This is a genomic window from Kitasatospora sp. NPDC001119, assembly GCF_053598475.1.
This window is the reverse complement of record NZ_JBSFKI010000014.1, coordinates 76,870-92,739: the sequence shown is the minus strand read 5'-3', so window position 1 is coordinate 92,739 and position 15,870 is coordinate 76,870. Positions and strand designations below refer to the sequence as shown.

The 15,870-nt window shown below is 74.8% G+C and carries 16 protein-coding genes; 4 read left to right on the top strand and 12 right to left on the bottom strand.

The window, feature by feature from the left end; all coding sequences use genetic code 11:
- Nucleotides 1-14: 14 nt before the first annotated feature.
- The 3 genes from ACWDD9_RS19115 to ACWDD9_RS19105 all read right to left on the bottom strand — a co-directional run bounded on the left by ACWDD9_RS19115 (nt 15) and on the right by ACWDD9_RS19105 (nt 2,627).
- Nucleotides 15-671, bottom strand: coding sequence for a DUF1003 domain-containing protein (locus ACWDD9_RS19115; RefSeq protein WP_375874133.1), 657 nt, complete (start codon nt 669-671; stop codon nt 15-17).
- Nucleotides 661-1,959: a magnesium transporter MgtE N-terminal domain-containing protein gene (locus ACWDD9_RS19110; protein WP_049654112.1), complete on the bottom strand. Its 1,299-nt coding sequence runs from the start codon at nt 1,957-1,959 to the stop codon at nt 661-663. Before ACWDD9_RS19110 ends, ACWDD9_RS19115 begins: the two co-directional genes overlap by 11 nt.
- Before the next feature lie 128 nt (nt 1,960-2,087).
- Nucleotides 2,088-2,627: a hypothetical protein gene (locus tag ACWDD9_RS19105; RefSeq protein WP_049654123.1), complete on the bottom strand. Its 540-nt coding sequence runs from the start codon at nt 2,625-2,627 to the stop codon at nt 2,088-2,090.
- Between the two features lie 85 nt (nt 2,628-2,712).
- On the opposite strand from ACWDD9_RS19105, the gene ACWDD9_RS19100 reads away from it, so the two are divergent.
- On the top strand, nt 2,713-3,681 hold the full coding sequence (locus ACWDD9_RS19100) for a DMT family transporter (RefSeq protein ID WP_049654111.1): 969 nt from the start codon (nt 2,713-2,715) through the stop codon (nt 3,679-3,681).
- Between the two features lie 61 nt (nt 3,682-3,742).
- Here ACWDD9_RS19100 and corA read toward each other — a convergent pair whose 3' ends face one another.
- Nucleotides 3,743-4,864, bottom strand: a complete 1,122-nt coding sequence (gene corA, locus ACWDD9_RS19095) for a magnesium/cobalt transporter CorA (RefSeq protein ID WP_049654109.1) — start codon at nt 4,862-4,864, stop codon at nt 3,743-3,745.
- A 484-nt stretch (nt 4,865-5,348) separates the two neighbouring features.
- Between corA and ACWDD9_RS19090 the strand changes: the two genes are divergently transcribed.
- Entirely contained in the window at nt 5,349-5,990 is a 642-nt protein-coding gene (locus ACWDD9_RS19090) for a suppressor of fused domain protein (protein WP_416875332.1), read from the top strand.
- Nucleotides 5,991-6,079: 89 nt separating this feature from the next.
- Here the strand turns inward: ACWDD9_RS19090 and ACWDD9_RS19085 are convergent, their stop codons facing one another.
- The 5 genes from ACWDD9_RS19085 to ACWDD9_RS19065 form a co-directional block, all read right to left on the bottom strand.
- Entirely contained in the window at nt 6,080-6,940 is an 861-nt protein-coding gene (locus tag ACWDD9_RS19085) for a PHP domain-containing protein (RefSeq protein ID WP_449812124.1), read from the bottom strand.
- 56 nt (nt 6,941-6,996) lie between these two features.
- On the bottom strand, nt 6,997-7,635 hold the full coding sequence (locus ACWDD9_RS19080) for a DUF6758 family protein (RefSeq protein WP_063780222.1): 639 nt from the start codon (nt 7,633-7,635) through the stop codon (nt 6,997-6,999).
- Between the two features lie 308 nt (nt 7,636-7,943).
- On the bottom strand, nt 7,944-8,102 hold the full coding sequence (locus tag ACWDD9_RS19075; RefSeq protein WP_158077673.1) for a hypothetical protein: 159 nt from the start codon (nt 8,100-8,102) through the stop codon (nt 7,944-7,946).
- A 396-nt stretch (nt 8,103-8,498) separates the two neighbouring features.
- Nucleotides 8,499-9,380 carry an alpha/beta fold hydrolase gene (locus ACWDD9_RS19070; RefSeq protein ID WP_449812123.1) on the bottom strand — a complete coding sequence of 294 codons (882 nt, stop codon included), beginning with the start codon at nt 9,378-9,380 and terminating at the stop codon, nt 8,499-8,501.
- 128 nt (nt 9,381-9,508) lie between these two features.
- Nucleotides 9,509-11,596, bottom strand: a complete 2,088-nt coding sequence (locus ACWDD9_RS19065; RefSeq protein WP_449812122.1) for a DEAD/DEAH box helicase — start codon at nt 11,594-11,596, stop codon at nt 9,509-9,511.
- 693 nt (nt 11,597-12,289) lie between these two features.
- Between ACWDD9_RS19065 and ACWDD9_RS19060 the strand changes: the two genes are divergently transcribed.
- Complete coding sequence (locus ACWDD9_RS19060) at nt 12,290-13,018, top strand: ferritin-like fold-containing protein (RefSeq protein ID WP_049660234.1); 729 nt, start codon at nt 12,290-12,292, stop codon at nt 13,016-13,018.
- A 24-nt stretch (nt 13,019-13,042) separates the two neighbouring features.
- Here the strand turns inward: ACWDD9_RS19060 and ACWDD9_RS19055 are convergent, their stop codons facing one another.
- From ACWDD9_RS19055 to ACWDD9_RS19045, 3 genes are all read right to left on the bottom strand, one after another.
- On the bottom strand, nt 13,043-13,369 hold the full coding sequence (locus ACWDD9_RS19055) for a hypothetical protein (RefSeq protein WP_117489446.1): 327 nt from the start codon (nt 13,367-13,369) through the stop codon (nt 13,043-13,045).
- A gap of 171 nt (nt 13,370-13,540) precedes the next feature.
- Nucleotides 13,541-13,768 (bottom strand): DUF3107 domain-containing protein, encoded by a 228-nt coding sequence (locus tag ACWDD9_RS19050; RefSeq protein ID WP_049660675.1) that lies wholly within the window; start codon nt 13,766-13,768, stop codon nt 13,541-13,543.
- A 131-nt stretch (nt 13,769-13,899) separates the two neighbouring features.
- Nucleotides 13,900-14,562: a TetR/AcrR family transcriptional regulator gene (locus tag ACWDD9_RS19045; protein ID WP_049660673.1), complete on the bottom strand. Its 663-nt coding sequence runs from the start codon at nt 14,560-14,562 to the stop codon at nt 13,900-13,902.
- 221 nt (nt 14,563-14,783) lie between these two features.
- Here ACWDD9_RS19045 and ACWDD9_RS19040 point away from each other — a divergent pair, with 221 nt between their 5' ends.
- On the top strand, nt 14,784-15,686 hold the full coding sequence (locus ACWDD9_RS19040) for an alpha/beta fold hydrolase (RefSeq protein WP_117489448.1): 903 nt from the start codon (nt 14,784-14,786) through the stop codon (nt 15,684-15,686).
- Nucleotides 15,687-15,870: the final 184 nt, after the last annotated feature.

Genomic DNA, 15,870 nt, shown 5'->3' with positions numbered 1-15,870 from the left:
TAGCGTGCCGCGGGTCACAGCGGCTCGGGGGCCTCCCGGCGTTCGTCGATCTCCTTGAGCAGGGACTGGAGTTCGGACCGGATGCTGCCCAGTTCAGAAGTGATGAAGGCCCGGGTGGCGACCTCGCCGAGCCCGTGCCGGAGGGCCGCGACCTCGCGGGTCAGGTACTCGGTGTCGGCGATGTTGCGGTCGCTGCGGGCGCGGTCCTGCTCCATGTTGACGCGGTCCCGGTTGTCCTGCCGGTTCTGCGCCAGCAGGATCAGCGGGGCCGCGTACGAGGCCTGCAGGGACAGCGCCAGGGTCAGGAAGATGAACGGGTACTCGTCGAAGCGCACGGACATCGGCAGCAGGGTGTTCCACGCTATCCAGACGACCACCACCACCGTCATCCAGACGATGAATCGCCCGGTGCCGAGGAAGCGGGCGATCCGCTCGGACAGGACGCCGAAGGCCTCCGGGTCGTAGGAGGGCAGCGTGAGCAGGCCGGGCCGGGCGGTGCGCGGCTGGTCGAGCCGGGCGCGGCCGGTGCCGGTGATCGGCGCGGTCTCCGCGCGCCGGTCCCGGGCGCCCTCGCGGGTGCGCAGCTCGCGCAGCTGCCGCAGCTGGCGCAGTTCGCCCTGGAGGCGCCGGCGTGCGGAGTCGTTCGACCGTCCGCTGCGGTCACCGTCCATCGGTCACCCCTTCCGTCTCGTCGTCGCGGACCTCGTCGTGGGCGTGCAGCGCGGCGTCGCGCCAGTCGTCCGGCAGCAGGTGGTCGAGCACGTCGTCGACGGTCACCGCGCCGAGCAGGTGGTCCGCGTCGTCGACGACCGGCGCGGCGACCAGGTTGTAGGTCGCCAGGTAGCTGGTGATCAGCGACAGCGGGGTGTCCGGCGGCAGCGGGTCCAGGTCGTCGTCCACCAGCGAGCCGACCAGGACGTACGGGGGCTCGCGCAGCAGCCGCTGGAAGTGCACGGTGCCCAGGTAGCGGCCGGTCGGGGTCTCGTTCGGCGGGCGGCAGACGAAGACCTGCGCGGCCAGCGCGGGCTTGTGGTCGCTGACCCGGACCCGGGCCAGCGCCTCGGCGACCGTCGCGTCCGGCTCCAGCACGATCGGCTCGGTGGTCATCAGACCGCCGGCGGTGTCCTCCTCGTACGTCAGCAGGCGGCGCACCGGCGCGGCCTCGTCCGGCTCCATCAGCTGGAGCAGCCGCTCGGCCTCGTCGCCGGGCAGCTCGGAGAGCAGGTCGGCGGCGTCGTCCGGGTCCATCGCCTCCAGGACGTCGGCGGCGCGCTCCTCCTGGAGCTTGCCGATGATCTCGACCTGGTCGTCCTCGGGCAGCTCCTCCAGGACGTCGGCCAGCCGCTCGTCGTCGAGGGCGGCGGCGACCTCGGCCCGGCGCTTGGCGGACAGGTGGTGCAGCACGCTGGCGAGGTCGGCGGGGCGCAGCTGCTCGAAGGTGGCGAGCAGGTTGGCCGCGCCCTGGTCCTGCTCGGGCAGCGAGAAGCCGGTGACGTCCTGCCAGTCCAGGGTGAGCCGCTCGCCCTTGCCCTTGCGCAGCCGGCCGGCCCGGCCGACCTGGACGAAGACCTTGCTGATCTCCCACTCGCGCAGCCGGGTCTGCACCATGCCGACGTCCAGCACGGTGACGTCCTCGGCGGTCTTGGACCAGGTGACGGTGCGGTCCAGCAGCTCGGCGAGCACCAGGGTCTCGGACGGGCGCTGTTCGAAGCGGCGCAGGTTGATCACGCCGGTGGTGAGCACCTGGCCGGACTCCAGGCTGGTCACCCGGGTCATCGGCAGGAAGATCCGGCGCCGGCCGACCACCTCGACCACCAGGCCGAGCACGCGCGGCGGGCGGCCGCCGAGCCGCAGCGACACGACCACGTCCCGGACCCGCCCGACCTGGTCGCCGTTCGGGTCGAACACCGCGATGGCGGACAGATGGGAGATGAAGACCCGGGTGCCTGGCCCTGCCATGGACTCCCTCGACTCGCTCGACGCCGTACCGGGTGCGCCGGGGGCGCACTCGCGGCCAAGGCTACCCGCGTGTTCCGGGCCCGGCCGGGAGGCACGGTAGCCGCCGGACGCGTCCTGGGCATGAACCTTTAACGGCGCTTGAACAGCAGTTTGGGCAGGCCGGCCGGGATCGGCAGCCGGGTGGTGGCCGGGGTGGGCATCGGCTGGGCGGCGTGCGAGCCGTCCGGCATCGCCCCGGGGTGCTCGGTGAGCGGGCCGGTCGGCTCCAGCCGCAGCACCCGGCACTCGCGGGCCCAGCGCTCGGTGATGGCGTCGGTGTCGGGCGCGTTCAGCCGCTTGCCCTTGAGCTCCTCGACGGCGCCCAGCCAGGCCTCGCTGCCCGGGGCGGGTTCGACCACCCGGGCGCTCCAGCCGGTCAGCCGGCCGCCCTTGTCCTTGCTGCGGACGGTGACCACGGCCCCGGCGCCGGGCTCCAGGCCGTGCAGCGGCTGCTCGGCGCCCCCGCCGACCACCACGACCGCGCCGTCGTGCCACGCGTGCCACAGCGGCCGGGCCTGCTCCTGCCCGTCCGCGCGCACCCAGAGCAGGCCGGACTTCTTCGCGGCCTCCTCCAGCAGGGCCCGGTCGAGGAAGTCGTCGGCGGTCGCGGCGGCGGGCGTACGGTCCATGGCGGACAGCGTACGGCTTTCGGCGTCCACCGGGCGTCTCAGCCTCCGGGCGACAGTTCCATTGCGCCGCCACGGGCCTTACCGTATGACCGCCCCACCCCCGCGACCAGCAAGGAGCGCCGTGCCCGCCGCCCGGCCCGCGACCGCCCCCTCCGCCGCCCCCGCGACCGCCGACCCGGGGCCGGCGCACCCGCTGCCCACCCTCGACCTGCTGCTGCTCGCCGTCTCGATCGGCGGCATCTCGCTGTCCGGCCCGCTGATCAGCGCCACCGCCGCGCCCGCGCTGGCGATCGCCCTCTGGCGCAACGTCATGTCGGTCGGCGTCCTCGGCCCGTACGCGCTGCTGCGCCACCGCGCCGAACTGCGCGGGATCGGCCGGCGGGCGCTGCTGCTCGCGGTGGCCGCCGGGGCGCTGCTCGCCGTGCACTTCGCGCTCTGGATGCCCAGCCTGCGGATGACCTCGGTGGCCTCGGCCACCGCCCTGGTCACCACCACCCCGCTGTGGACCATCCTGCTGATGCGGCTGATGGGCGTCCGGGCGCCGCGGCTGGTCTGGCTCGGCACGGTCGTCGCCTTCGCCGGGGTGCTGGTGCTGACCGGCGTGGACCTCTCGCTCTCCCCGCGCGCGCTGCTCGGCGACGCGCTCGCGCTCGCCGCCGGCCTGGCCGCGGCCGGGTACATGCTGCTGGGCGCCGAGGTCCGCAAGACCGTCAGCACCACCGCGTACACCCTGGTCTGCTACGCCACCACGGCCGTGGTGCTGCTGGGGATCTGCCTGGTCGCCGGCACGCCGCTGGCCGGGTGGCCGGCCGGGGTGTGGTGGCAGATCGTGCTGCTGATGGTCGCCGCCCAGCTGCTCGGCCACTCGCTGAGCAACCGCGTGGTGCGCAGCCTCGGGCCGTCCGTCACCTCGACCGCGATCCTGCTGGAGACGCCGGGCGCGGCGCTGATCGCCGCCCTCTGGCTGGGCCAGTGGCCGCCGGCGGCCGCCTACCCGGCGGTGGTGCTGATCCTGCTCGGGCTGGTCCTGGTGGCCCGCGGCGGGCGGCGCTGACCGCCGGCCCCGGCCGGGGGTACCGCCCTCAGCGGGGGCCAGGGTGCCGACGCCGGCGCGGTCAGAGCCAGCCGTTGCGGCGGAAGCCCCGGTACATCCCGAAGCAGATCAGCACGATCGCGCCGAGCACCGTCGGGTAGCCGTACTTGTGGTGCAGCTCCGGCATGTACTCGAAGTTCATGCCGTAGACGCCGGTGATCATGGTGGGCACCGCGAAGATCGCCGCCCAGGCGGTGATCTTGCGCATGTCCTCGTTCTGCGCCACCGAGACCTGCGCCAGGTTCGCCTGGAGCAGCGAGTTCAGCAGCTCGTCGAAGCCGTGCACCTGCTCGGCGACCCGGGCCAGGTGGTCGGCGACGTCCCGGAAGTACTTCTGGATGTCCGGGTCGACCAGCCGCTGGAGCGGCTCGGACAGCTGCTGCATCGGGCGCAGCAGCGGCGCCACGGCACGCTTGAACTCCAGGACCTCGCGCTTGAGTTGGTAGACCCGGCCGACGTCGGCGCTGCGCCCGCCCTTGGCCGAGAAGACGCCGTACTCGATCTCGTCCACGTCGTTCTGGAGCCGCTCGGCGACCAGCAGGTAGTTGTCCACGACGTGGTCGGCGATCGCGTGCAGCACCGCCGCCGGGCCCTTGGAGAGCAGCCCGGCCTCGTCCGCGTCGGCCTCCAGCCGGTGGCGCAGCTCCTGCAACGAGCCGTGGCCGCCGTGCCGGACGGTGATCACGAAGTCCCGGCCGGCGAAGACCATCAGCTCGCCGGTCTCCACCACCTCGCTGGTGGGCGTTAGCTGGTCGTGCTCGACGTAGCGGATGGTCTTGAAGACGGCGAACAGCACGTCGTCGTAGCGCTCGACCTTGGGCCGCTGGTGCGCGTGCACCGCGTCCTCGACCGCGAGCGGGTGCAGGCCGAAGCGCTGGGCGATCCCCTCGAACTCGGCCTCGGTCGGCTCGTGCAGCCCGATCCAGCTGAACGAGCCCTCGCCCTCGGGGAGTTGGTGGGCGGCCTTGACCCGGTGGGCGGCCTCGCGCGGGCTGCACGTCTCGCCCCTGCGCTTGCCGTGCTGGTAGACCGCGCAGTCCACGACCGCCGAACCGGCGTCCTCGGGCAGGACGGCGTAGACGCCGGCCGCGCCCCGGCGGCGGTTGGTGCGGACGGCGGCGCGCAGGCTGTTGATCATCGACATGGCAGGCTCCCAGAGGCAGGAACCGTCGCGCGGCCGCGCGGAAGGAAAAACGTTCGGCCGCGGTACGACGGCGGAGAACACCGGTGAAACGGGGGATGAAAGTGCTCTCCCGGCCGGTCCGTCCGCCGTGGGGCCTGTGCCCGGGGCTACCGCGGCTGATTCAGCCGGTTGGGCCTGCGGGGCGCGGGGTACGGGGAAGTCGGGGCCGGGCAGAGCTGCCGGTACTGCATGGTCGGCCGGTATCCACCGCAACCACCTCCTTCGCGCCGCCGCCCCGGGACGAACGATCCCGGTGGCCAGTCGCTCACCCTAACATCTGACCGGGCGTCGAGGCCGAGGGGTTCCCGGAGGTTTCCGAAGGCTTTACGGGATCCTTGCCCCGCCCGGCCGTTGCCCCGCCACGGCGCCCCGCCGCACCGCCGTCGCACCGCCTCCGGCCCGCCCGCACGCGGCCCGCGAACCCCCGGGGGTTACGCTCACCGGCATGGCGCACGACTTCCCGCTCTTCGGCGACCCCCACGGCGGCAGCTCCCCGGAGCTCACCCGGGAGGCGGTGCTGGCCGCCGTCGAGGCCCGGCTGATCTCCACCTTCGGCGAACCGGGCGGCCGCGCCGCGGTCACCTTCCTCGGCGCCGACCGGATCGAGGTGCTGCGCTTCGGCCCGGACGCCGAGGGCCTGGTGCGGTACGCGACGCTCGGCATGTCCGCCGCACCGATGGCCGACCCGACCGCGCCGGTCGCCGACCAGGTGCGCGGCCCGCGCGTCGAACTGGTGCTGACGGTCCGGGGCGGGCGCGACAGCGTGCTGCGCACCCTGGCCACCTTCGCCGCCACCCCGCAGGTCGAGGGCCTGGTGGTGGCCCCGGGCGGCTCGCTGGACCTCGGCTCGCCGCTCTGGGACGGCGCGCCCTTCACCTCGGTGCTCGCGGCCGAACCGGGCGGCCTGGTCGAGGACCTGGAGCTGGCCGACCCGGCCGACCCGGTCCGCTTCCTGCCGCTGCTGCCGATGACGCCCAACGAGGCGGGCTGGAAGCGGGTGCACGGCGCGGCCGCGCTCCAGGAGCGCTGGCTCGACCAGGGCGCCGACCTGCGCGACCCGGGCCGACGCGGCGTCCGGCTGGACTGACCGCCGCCCGGCCGTACTCCGAAACTCCGAACGCCGGGCCAAGGGACTCATGATCCCCTGGCCCGGCGTTCGTGTTCGTTCGCGTCCGCTCAGCGCTCGATCGGCTTCGCGCCGGTCGCCTGCGCCAGCAGCGCCCCGTACACCTCCGGGTCGGTGGTGTGCTCGCCGAGCCGTACGGTCTTGCGGGTGCCGTGGTAGTCGCTGGAGCCGGTGGCCAGCAGGCCGAGCTCGCCGGCCAGGCCGCGCAGCCGCTCCCTGGTCTCCTCGTCGTGGTCGGTGTGGTCGACCTCCAGCCCGGCCAGTCCGGCCGCCGCGAGGTCGGCGATCACCTGGTCGGAGACCGTCCGGCCGCGTTTGACCGCGCCCGGGTGGGCGAACACCGGCACCCCGCCGGCCGCCCGGACCAGCCGGACCGCCGTGACCGGGTCGGTCTCGTGCTTGCGGACGTCCGCCCGCCCGTCGTTGGCCAGCCAGTCGGCGGTGAAGGCGTCCGAGACGGTGGCGACCACGCCGGCCTCGACCAGCGCGCTGGCGATGTGCGGCCGGCCGACCGAGCCGGCCCCGGCGATCCGCCGCACCTGCTCCCAGCTGATCTCCGCGCCGAGCTCCCGGCAGCGCTCCACGATCGCCCGCCCGCGCCGGAACCGGTCGGTGCGCACCAGGTCCCGCTCGCGCGCGAACTCCGGCTCCTCCGGGTCGAACAGGTACGCCAGCAGGTGCAGGCTGATGCCGTCCACGGCGCAGGACAGCTCGGCGCCCGGGACGACGGTCAGCCGGCTGCCCGCGGGCAGTGCGCGCACCGCCCCGGCGGCCTCGGCGTGGCCGGCCACGGTGTCGTGGTCGGTCAGCGCCACCACGTCGAGGCCCGCGGCGACGGCCGCCGCGACCAGCTCGGCCGGGCTGTCGGTGCCGTCGGAGGCGTTGCTGTGGGCGTGCAGGTCGATGCGCACGGATCGGGCTCCTGGAGGCTCGTGGGTGCCGCCCAGGATAGGCCTAGGGCCTGTCGTCAGCCGAGGAGCCGGGGGGAGAGCGCCCCGCAGGGCAGCAGGTCCAGTTCGGCGCCGGCCTCGCGCAGGTCGGTCAGCACCAGCTCGTCGTACATCACCAGCGCGGACTGCTCGGGCCAGGCGACCGCCCAGAGCCAGAGCCCGCGGGCCTCGCCGACGAACACCGCGCGGTCGGCCGGGGCGTCCGGGACGTGGAACATCGGGGTGGGCCGCCCGGCGGCCAGCAGCTTGGCGTCGGCGGGCTTGTAGAGGCCGACGGAGTCGCCCGGGTCCGGCCCGGACAGGCCCGCGTAGCGGGCGCCGAGGCCGACCCCCAGCTCCTCGGCGACCAGCACCAGCTCGCCGAAGCCGCCGAGCGGCGCGGGACCGGAGCAGGCGACGGCGGTGGCCCGGGCGCCCGAGACGTCGTCGCCGACGTGGGCGATGCCGGTGTAGAGCCAGCCGACCGGGAGCGGCCAGGGCAGCCAGACCGGGACCTGGGAGCGGGCGACGGCGACGCCGAGGGCCTCCACACTCGGGGGCAGCACGGGCTGCATCGGGTGCACGGCTCCGTGCCGGTCGCACTGCCAGGTGTCTGAGAACAGACCGGGGGCGCGGACCCGACCGGCGCACCTCGGGCAGCTGGGCTCGCCCCTCATAGCCGTCAACGCTCCTCCCTCCGGACCGCCGCGTCAAGGACGATCACCCGTACGGAGGGCTCGGCGGCACCTGTCGGTGGCGGGCGCCCGGACCGGCGCCAGGTGGGCGTGGCACGGGCGGTTCCCGTTGGGGGATGTCCCGTCCCGGGCGGCGGCAAACGTCCGGGGTGCCGACCCCGGAAACACTGACGCCCCGTCATCGGCGAATGCGGTGACGGGGCGTCAGTCGGGTATCGGAACGTCCGGATCGGACGCTCCCGGCTCGTCGGCGGCGGGTGAGGCCTCCCGGTCGGAGGCGCCGCGCCGGGTCAGACGGTCGGGCACGGACGGATGAGCAGGCGCTCGCCGGTGCGGGCGGCGGCCTGGACGACCTCGCGCACGGTGGCGGCGTCGGCGATCTGGCGGTCGGCGGCGGAGCCGTTGGTCTCGTCGAGTCGGACGATCTCGAAGCGCATGGTCTTCGTCATGGGCGTCTCCTTTCCTGGCCCCGCGGGGCGGGGCGGGGGCGGCTGAGTCGGTATCAGCTCTCTCGGGGTCTTGCGGATCCGGAGGTGAGGCCGGATCGGGCGGGTCGTCGCGCGTGTGGCGGTCTGCTGCGGCAAGGGCTCCCCCTGCTTGCCTGGTGCGTCCAGTGCCTCGTGCACCACGGTGTCGTGGCGGTGCTACCGGGCCGTTGCCCGTCCGTAAAGTCCAGGTTTCGGGTGATCGGTGCCGCGGTGGAGGCCGGCGATGATTCCCGGACAGAATCAAAGATTACCGTAACTAACGAATTTTGTCCTGTGTTGAAGCCGATCGAACTTGAAGAAGTGGTACAGACCACTTTCGGCGGACCGGGGGAACCGGCGCGGCCCCGACCGCGTCGGTCAGGCCCAGAACGCGGCCAGCGCCCCGGCCGTGGCGGCCGGCTGCTCGGCGTTGGGGGAGTGGCCGGCGTCCGCGACCACCACCCGGCGGGCGCCCAGGCGCTCGGCCATCGCGGTCTGCTCCGGGACCGGCCAGGCGTGGTCCCGCACCCCGGACAGCACCAGCACCGGCAGCCCGGCGGTGGCGGCGGCCAGCTCCGCCACCCGGTCCGGCGCGGCCACCAGGTGAGCGCCGGTGACGGACAGCGCCCGCGGCACGTTGGCCAGCCAGCGGCGGTGCAGGAACTCCGCGACGGCCGGCTCCAGGCTCGGCCGCGGCTGCCCGCTCTCCGCCTCCAGCTGCCGCATGACCTGCCAGATCTGCTCCAGGTCCATCCCCCGCAGGGCGTCCAGCAGCAGCCCGGTGCGGACCGCCTCGGCCGGGTCGATCGCGCCCGGGCCGGTGGACACCAGGGTCAGCGACCGCCAGGGCAGCGGGCCCTCCGCGGCCGCGGCGAGCACCGCCTCGCGCACCACCTGGCCGCCGAAGGAGTGCCCCAGCAGGTGCGGCGGGGCGCCCCCGGCCTCGGCCGCCAGCACCCCGGTGAGCGCCCGTACGTCCGCGCCGAGCGCCCCGACGGCGTACGGCGCAGGATCGTCCGGACCGCCGGTCTGGTACTGCCCGCGCTGGTCCACGGCCGTCACCCGGTATCCGGCGGCCGCCAGCGGCTCCAGCAGCGCGATGAAGTCCTCCTTGCTGCCGGTGAACCCCGGCACCAGCAGCGCCGAGCCGCGCACCGGCCCGGACGGCTCCGCCCGCAGCGCCGCGAACTCCCCGCGCCCGGTCACCAGCCGCTCGGCCCGCGCGCACCCGGGCAGCGTCAGAAACGGCGGCGTGCTCATGGGCTGCTCTCCCTGCTGTCCTGTCGGCGCTCCCCGACGCCCCCGAGCTTAGGAGGCGGGCGGAACGCCCGAGGGGGCGGGCCGGGCCGGGTGGCCTGGCCCGCCCCCTCGGGGGAGACACGGGGGTGTCAGCTTTCCGGGGTGGCCTCCGCGGGCGCCGCCGCCTTGCGGGTGCGGGTGCGCTTGCGCGGGGCCGGGACCTCGGTGGCGGCCTCGGCGGCCGGGGCCTCCGGGGCGGTCTCGGCGACGGCCTTCGGCTTGCGGGCCCGGGTCGCCTTCTTGGCCGGGGCGGGAGCCTCGGCGGCGGCCTCGGCGGCGGCCTCGGCGACCGGAGCCGCCTCGACGGCCTCGGCCTTCGGCTTCCGGGCGCGGGTGGCCTTCTTCACCGGGGCGGGAGCCTCGGTGGCCTCGGCGGCCGGGGCGGCGGCCTCGACGGCCTCGGCCTTCGGCTTGCGGGCCCGGGTGGCCTTCTTGGCCGGGGCCGGAGCCTCGACGACCGCCTCGGCGACCGGAGCCGCCTCGACGACCGGGGCGGCGGTCTCGACGGCCTCCGCCTTCGGCTTGCGGGTCCGGGTGCGGGTGGCCTTCTTCGCCGGGGCCGGAGCCTCCGCGATCGCCTCGACGGCGGCCTCGACGACCGCCACGGCCTCGGCCACGACGGCCTCCGCGACCGGAGTCGCCTCGACCGCCACGACGGCCTCGGCAGCGGCGGCACCGCCGCGCGAGCGGCGGCGGCGACGGCGCGGCGCGGCCTCGCCCTCGGCGCCCTCGACGGCCGGAGCCGCCGCGGCGGCCTCGGTCACGCCGGCAGCGGCCTCGCCCTCGGTGCCGACCGCCGCGCCCCGACGGGTGCGGCGGCGCTCACGGTTGCGGCGCGGCTTCTGCTCCTCGGCCTCGGCCGCGCCGGAGCCCGGACGGTCGGAGCCCGGACGGTCGGAGCCGGAGCCGGCGCCCGGACGGTCCGAGCCGCCCTGGCCGCCGCGCCCACCGCGACCGCCGCGGGGCGCGCGGGCACCGCGTCCACCGGTCTCGCCGAGGTCCTCGACCTCCTCCGCGTTCAGCCCGGCGCGGGTGCGCTCCGAGCGCGGCAGGATGCCCTTGGTGCCCGGCGCGATCTTCAGCAGCTCGTACAGGTGCGCCGAGGTGGAGTAGGTCTCCTCCGGGTCGTTGAACGACAGGTCCAGCGCCTTGTTGATGAGCTGCCAGCGCGGGATGTCGTCCCAGTCGACCAGGGTGACGGCGGTGCCGGAGGCGCCGGCCCGGCCGGTGCGGCCGATCCGGTGCAGGTAGGTCTTCTCGTCCTCGGGGCACTGGTAGTTGATGACGTGGGTGACGCCCTCGACGTCGATGCCGCGGGCCGCGACGTCGGTGCAGACCAGCACGTCGACCTTGCCGTTGCGGAAGGCCCGCAGGGCCTGCTCGCGGGCGCCCTGGCCGAGGTCGCCGTGGACCGCGCCGGCCGCGAAGCCGCGCTGGGTCAGCTGGTCGGAGACGTCGGCGGCGGTGCGCTTGGTGCGGCAGAAGATCATCGCCAGCCCGCGGCCGTCGGCCTGCAGGATGCGCGAGACCATCTCGACCTTGTCCAGCGAGTGCGCACGGAAGATGTGCTGCTCGATGTTGGCGACGGTCGCGCCGGTGTCGTCCGGGGCGGCGGCCCGGATGTGGGTCGGCTGGCTCATGTACCGGCGGGCGAGGCTGATGACCTGGCCCGGCATGGTGGCCGAGAACAGCAGGGTCTGCCGCTTGGCCGGCAGCATGGTGATGATCTTCTCGACGTCGGGCAGGAAGCCCAGGTCGAGCATCTCGTCGGCCTCGTCCAGGACCAGCGCGCGGACCTTCGAGAGGTTCAGCTTCTTCTGCCCGGCGAGGTCCAGCAGGCGGCCCGGGGTGCCGACCACGATGTCGACGCCCTTGTTGAGCGCCTCGACCTGCGGCTCGTACGCCCGGCCGCCGTAGACCGCGAGCACGCGGACGTTGCGGACCTTGCCGGCGGTCTGGAGGTCGTTGGTGACCTGGGTGCAGAGCTCGCGCGTCGGGACGACGATCAGCGCCTGCGGGAAGTCGGAGAGCTGCTCCTCGGTCGCCCGGCCCGCGTCCACGTCGGCGCGCACGATGGCCCGCTCGATCAGCGGGAGGCCGAAGCCGAGGGTCTTGCCGGTGCCGGTCTTGGCCTGGCCGATGACGTCGTGGCCGGTCAGCGCGACCGGAAGGGTCATCTCCTGGATGGGGAAGGGGTGGACGATGCCGACGGACTCGAGTGCCTCGGCGGTCTCCGGGAGGATCCCCAGGTCCCGGAAGGTCGTCTTGATGGGTTCAGCGGTGGTGGACAGGGTGCTGCCTCTTCCGTTTTCGAAAGGGCCGAGAGCGAGCGGCGGGCGGGCAGCCGCGCGGCTGTCTACGGGCCTGGACGGCCCTGGTACAGCTGCGCGGACGCACAACCGCGCCGGTCCCTGCGGCCGGCCGGTGCGCGCTGCCCGGTGCGGGGCGCGTCGCCGGCGGCGTCGGGGAGGATTCCCGTGAGGGACCTGCGCGGGACCTCCGCCTCGGGGCGTGGTCTCGGCGGCCCTCGCTCGGCCACTGATGCGGTGCCAAGGCTTGAGGTCCAAGCCATGGTCGGAGCCGATCGGCTCTCCGACCGGGCATCCGCGTACGTGAGTACCCGTGCCACCGGTGCGGACACGTCCGGTTGGACGGTGCCGCTACGGAGGGTTCGCGCGGGGTACCGAGACGGCGGTGACACCATGCGAACACGACGGGCTCCGTACCACCATACAGTCAGGCGACGACTCGAACACGTGACGCGTCTGACATTGCCCCCGGCAACTGCCACCGGAGCGGCCGGTCCGGGCGGTCACCCGGGCGTGCCTGGTGGTGGGGCGGACAGGCGGGCGGGACTAAAGTTGCGGGTCATGGAGACCCATGGTGAGACGCAGGACGCGGCGGCCGGCTCGATCGGGGACTGGGCCGCGTGCTCGGCCGACCCCGGCTACCGGGCGGCGGTGCTCGACCTGCTCGGCGCGCTCGCGTACGGCGAGCTGAGCGCCTTCGAGCGGCTCGCCGAGGACGCCAAGCTGGCGCCCGACCTCGCCGACAAGGCGGCGCTGGCCCGGATGGCCTCCGCCGAGTTCCAGCACTACCAGCGGCTGCACGACCGGCTCGCCGAGGTCGGCGCCGACCCGCAGGAGGCGATGCGGCCGTTCGTCGAGCCGCTGGAGCTGTTCCACCGGATGACGGCGCCCTCGGACTGGCTGGAGGGCCTGGTCAAGGCCTACGTCGGCGACGCCATCGCGACCGACTTCTACCGCGAGGTGGCCGTCCGGCTGGACGACGACACCCGCGACCTGGTGCTGAGCGTCATGTCCGACACCGGCCACGCCCAGTTCGCCGTCGACAAGGTCCGCCAGGCGATCGAGGCCGACCCGCGGGCCGGCGGCCGGCTCGCCCTGTGGGGCCGGCGGCTGATGGGCGAGGCGCTCAGCCAGGCCCAGCGGGTGGTCGCCGAGCGTGACGCGCTGTCCAACCTGCTGGTCGGCGGCGTCCAGGTGCAGGGCTTCGACCTGGTCGAGGTCGGCAAGATGTTCAACCGGATCACCGAGGCGCACACCAAGCGGATGGCCGCCCTCGGCCTGGCCTCCTAGCGGCCCGCGACCTACCGGGGGTGCTCAGGCCGCCCGGTGCCGCCGCGCCGCGCGGTGGGCGCCGGGCCGGTGCGGGTGGTGCCGGTGGGCCGGGGCGCGCCCCGCGGCGAGGTCCGGCCGGGCCAGCAGCGAGGTGAGCACGCCCGAGGCCACCGCCGCGGCCGCGACGGACACCGCGGGCTGGCGGCCGTCCACGCTGAAGTGCGCGACCACCCCGCCGACCAGTGCCGCCGCCAGCGCGGTGCCCAGGACCAGGGCCCGGGCGGCCCGGAAGTACGCCGGGCGGGCCAGCAGGGCCGTGCCGCCCGTGACCAGGCCGACGAGGGCGAAGACGATCGACTCGACCAGCAAGGCTGCCTCCCGGGGGGACGGGCGTGCGGCACCGGCGCCGCACCCTCGCCGTACCCCGCCCCACCCGCTCGTACACGCGACGCAGCCCCACGGGCCACAGCGCCCCCGGACACGACGGTGCCCCGCTCCCTCGCGGGAACGGGGCACCGGACGATGCTGTGCTGCGGCGCCTCAGGCGGTGCCGAAACCGACCTTGCGGGCGGCCGACTCGCCGATCTCCACGTACGCCAGGCGCTCGGCCGGGACGATGATGCGACGGCCGTGCTCGTCGGACAGCGCGAAGATCTTCTCCGAGCCCTCCAGCGCCTTCGCGACCGCGCTCTGGACCTCATCGGCAGTCTGCGAGCTCTCGATCACGATCTCGCGGGGCGCGTTCTGCACGCCGATCTTGACCTCCACGGCTTCCGTCCCTCCGGGGTTGCAGCCTCCACGCACGGGCACCGGACCGCCTGGGACAAGCGTTCGCGGCGACCGTGCCGTACGGCTTCACCATAGAGCACCGGATCCCCGGCCCGGCGAAGGTCGGCGGATCAGCCCTGGTGGGCGGTGCCCTCGCCGGACTGCTCGCCCGGGTGCATCGGGAAGCCCTTCAGACCGCGCCAGGACAGGCTGGCGACCAGCCGGACCGCCTCGTCGCGGGGGATCGCCAGGCCCTGCGACAGCCAGTACCGGGCGGTGATCTGGGCCAGGCCGCAGACCCCGGCGGCGAGCAGCTTGGACTCCGCCTCCGGCAGGTCGGTGTCCTCCTGGATCACCTTGCTGACGAGCGTCGCGCTCGCCTCGGAGGCCCGCTCGACCCGCTCGCGCACGGCCGGCTCGTTGGTCAGGTCCGATTCGAAGACCAGCCGGAAGGCGCCGGACTCGCTGGAGACGTAGTTGAAGTACGCCTCCATGGTGTTGGCCACCCGCTGCTTGTTGTCGGTGGTCGCCGACAGCGCCTCGCGGGTCGACTCGACCAGGGCGTCGCAGTGCTTGTCCAGCAGCGCCAGGTACAGCTCCAGCTTCCCGGGGAAGTGCTGGTAGAGCACCGGCTTGCTCACCCCGGCGCGGTCGGCGATGTCGTCCATGGCGGCCGCGTGGTAGCCCTGCGCGACGAACACCTCCTGGGCGGCACCGAGCAGTTGTTCACGGCGGGCGCTTCGCGGCAGGCGGGCACCGCGCGGGCGCTCCTGCGCCTCCTGGATGGCCGTCACGGCGCTCCTCACTTCGGGGTCTGTTCGCGGCTGGCAAGATGGCCGATTCTACTTTTCGGTAACCGCGTCCGCGTTCGGCGAAGGCGAGAAAAGACGATCGGCCTGGTTGTCAGGAGCCCACAATACGGCGCTGACCTCGGCCTCGGCAGTGGTGGAACGGAGGCGGCCGGCGGCCGGACCACCCCGGGGTTCCCGGGGCGGGCTCACTACCATCGTCCACCATGAGCAGCGCTGAGCAGCAGGTACGTACGGTCGAGGTCCCCGGCGCGGTGCTCGCGGTGCACCGACCCGCCGTCGACGGCGCCGCCGACGGGCGCGAGCCCGGGCTCTTCGTGCACGGCCTCGGCGGCTCGGCCGCCAACTGGGAGGCCCTGATGGACCGGCTCGGCGGACAGGTCGACGGCGAGGCCGTGGACCTGCCCGGCTTCGGCCGCTCCCACCCGCCCACCGACGGCAACCTCACCGTCTCCGGCCACGTCCGCGCGGTGATCGGCTACCTGGAGGCCTCCGGCCGCGGCCCGGTCCACCTGTTCGGCAACTCGCTGGGCGGCGCGGTCGCCGTCCGGCTGGCGGCGCTGCGCCCGGACCTGGTGCGCAGCCTCACCCTCGTCTCCCCGGCCCTGCCCGAGCTGCCCCCGCAGCACTCCGCCTGGCCGACCGCTCTGCTCGCGGTGCCCGGGGTGCCCGCGGTGCTGCGCCGGCTGTCCGCGGGCGGGCGCGACGCCGAGGCGGCCACCGAGGACCTGCTGCGGCTGGTCTACGGCGACCCGGGCAGCCTGAGCCCGGCGGCCCGGGCCGAGGCGGTGGCCGAGTACCGGCGCCGGCTGGAGGTGCCGCACGCGATGCAGGCGCTGGTCGGCTCGGCCCGCGGCATCGTCTCGGCGTACACCGAGCGCGGCGACCAGGCGCTGTGGCGGCAGGCCGAGCGGGTCGAGGCGCCGGTGCTGCTGGTGTACGGGCTGCGCGACAAGCTGGTCTCCTACCGCTCGGCCCGCCGCGCCTGCGCGGCCTTCCCGGACGCCCGGCTGCTGGTGCTGCCGGAGTCCGGGCACGTGGCGATGATGGAGCACCCCGACGAGGTCGCCCGCGCGGTGCGGGAGCTGATCGCGCACACCGCGGGCTGAGCGCGGACCACGGCCCGGGCGCACACGGCGGGCCGGGCGCGGACCAGGGGCTGAGCGCGTGCCGTGGCGGGCCGACCGCGCGCCCGGGCGGGGCCGCGCGGGCGGCCGCGCATACCGCCCGGTAACGCCCTGGTCCCGGTCGAGGTCACGTCGGTTCACTCGATCAGGTGGCAGGCAGGCATGT

What these genes read in the sequence shown, in the direction of transcription:
- ACWDD9_RS19105 (WP_049654123.1), bottom strand. Translation starts at nt 2,627, where the DNA reads ATGGACCGTACGCCCGCCGCCGCGACCGCCGACGACTTCCTCGACCGG.
- ACWDD9_RS19040 (WP_117489448.1), top strand. Translation starts at nt 14,784, where the DNA reads ATGAGCAGCGCTGAGCAGCAGGTACGTACGGTCGAGGTCCCCGGCGCG.
- ACWDD9_RS19115 (WP_375874133.1), bottom strand. Translation starts at nt 671, where the DNA reads ATGGACGGTGACCGCAGCGGACGGTCGAACGACTCCGCACGCCGGCGC.
- ACWDD9_RS19065 (WP_449812122.1), bottom strand. Translation starts at nt 11,596, where the DNA reads ATGACCCTTCCGGTCGCGCTGACCGGCCACGACGTCATCGGCCAGGCC.
- ACWDD9_RS19080 (WP_063780222.1), bottom strand. Translation starts at nt 7,635, where the DNA reads ATGAGGGGCGAGCCCAGCTGCCCGAGGTGCGCCGGTCGGGTCCGCGCC.
- corA (WP_049654109.1), bottom strand. Translation starts at nt 4,864, where the DNA reads ATGTCGATGATCAACAGCCTGCGCGCCGCCGTCCGCACCAACCGCCGC.
- ACWDD9_RS19110 (WP_049654112.1), bottom strand. Translation starts at nt 1,959, where the DNA reads ATGGCAGGGCCAGGCACCCGGGTCTTCATCTCCCATCTGTCCGCCATC.
- ACWDD9_RS19075 (WP_158077673.1), bottom strand. Translation starts at nt 8,102, where the DNA reads ATGACGAAGACCATGCGCTTCGAGATCGTCCGACTCGACGAGACCAAC.
- ACWDD9_RS19100 (WP_049654111.1), top strand. Translation starts at nt 2,713, where the DNA reads ATGACCGCCCCACCCCCGCGACCAGCAAGGAGCGCCGTGCCCGCCGCC.
- ACWDD9_RS19070 (WP_449812123.1), bottom strand. Translation starts at nt 9,380, where the DNA reads ATGAGCACGCCGCCGTTTCTGACGCTGCCCGGGTGCGCGCGGGCCGAG.
- ACWDD9_RS19060 (WP_049660234.1), top strand. Translation starts at nt 12,290, where the DNA reads ATGGAGACCCATGGTGAGACGCAGGACGCGGCGGCCGGCTCGATCGGG.
- ACWDD9_RS19090 (WP_416875332.1), top strand. Translation starts at nt 5,349, where the DNA reads ATGGCGCACGACTTCCCGCTCTTCGGCGACCCCCACGGCGGCAGCTCC.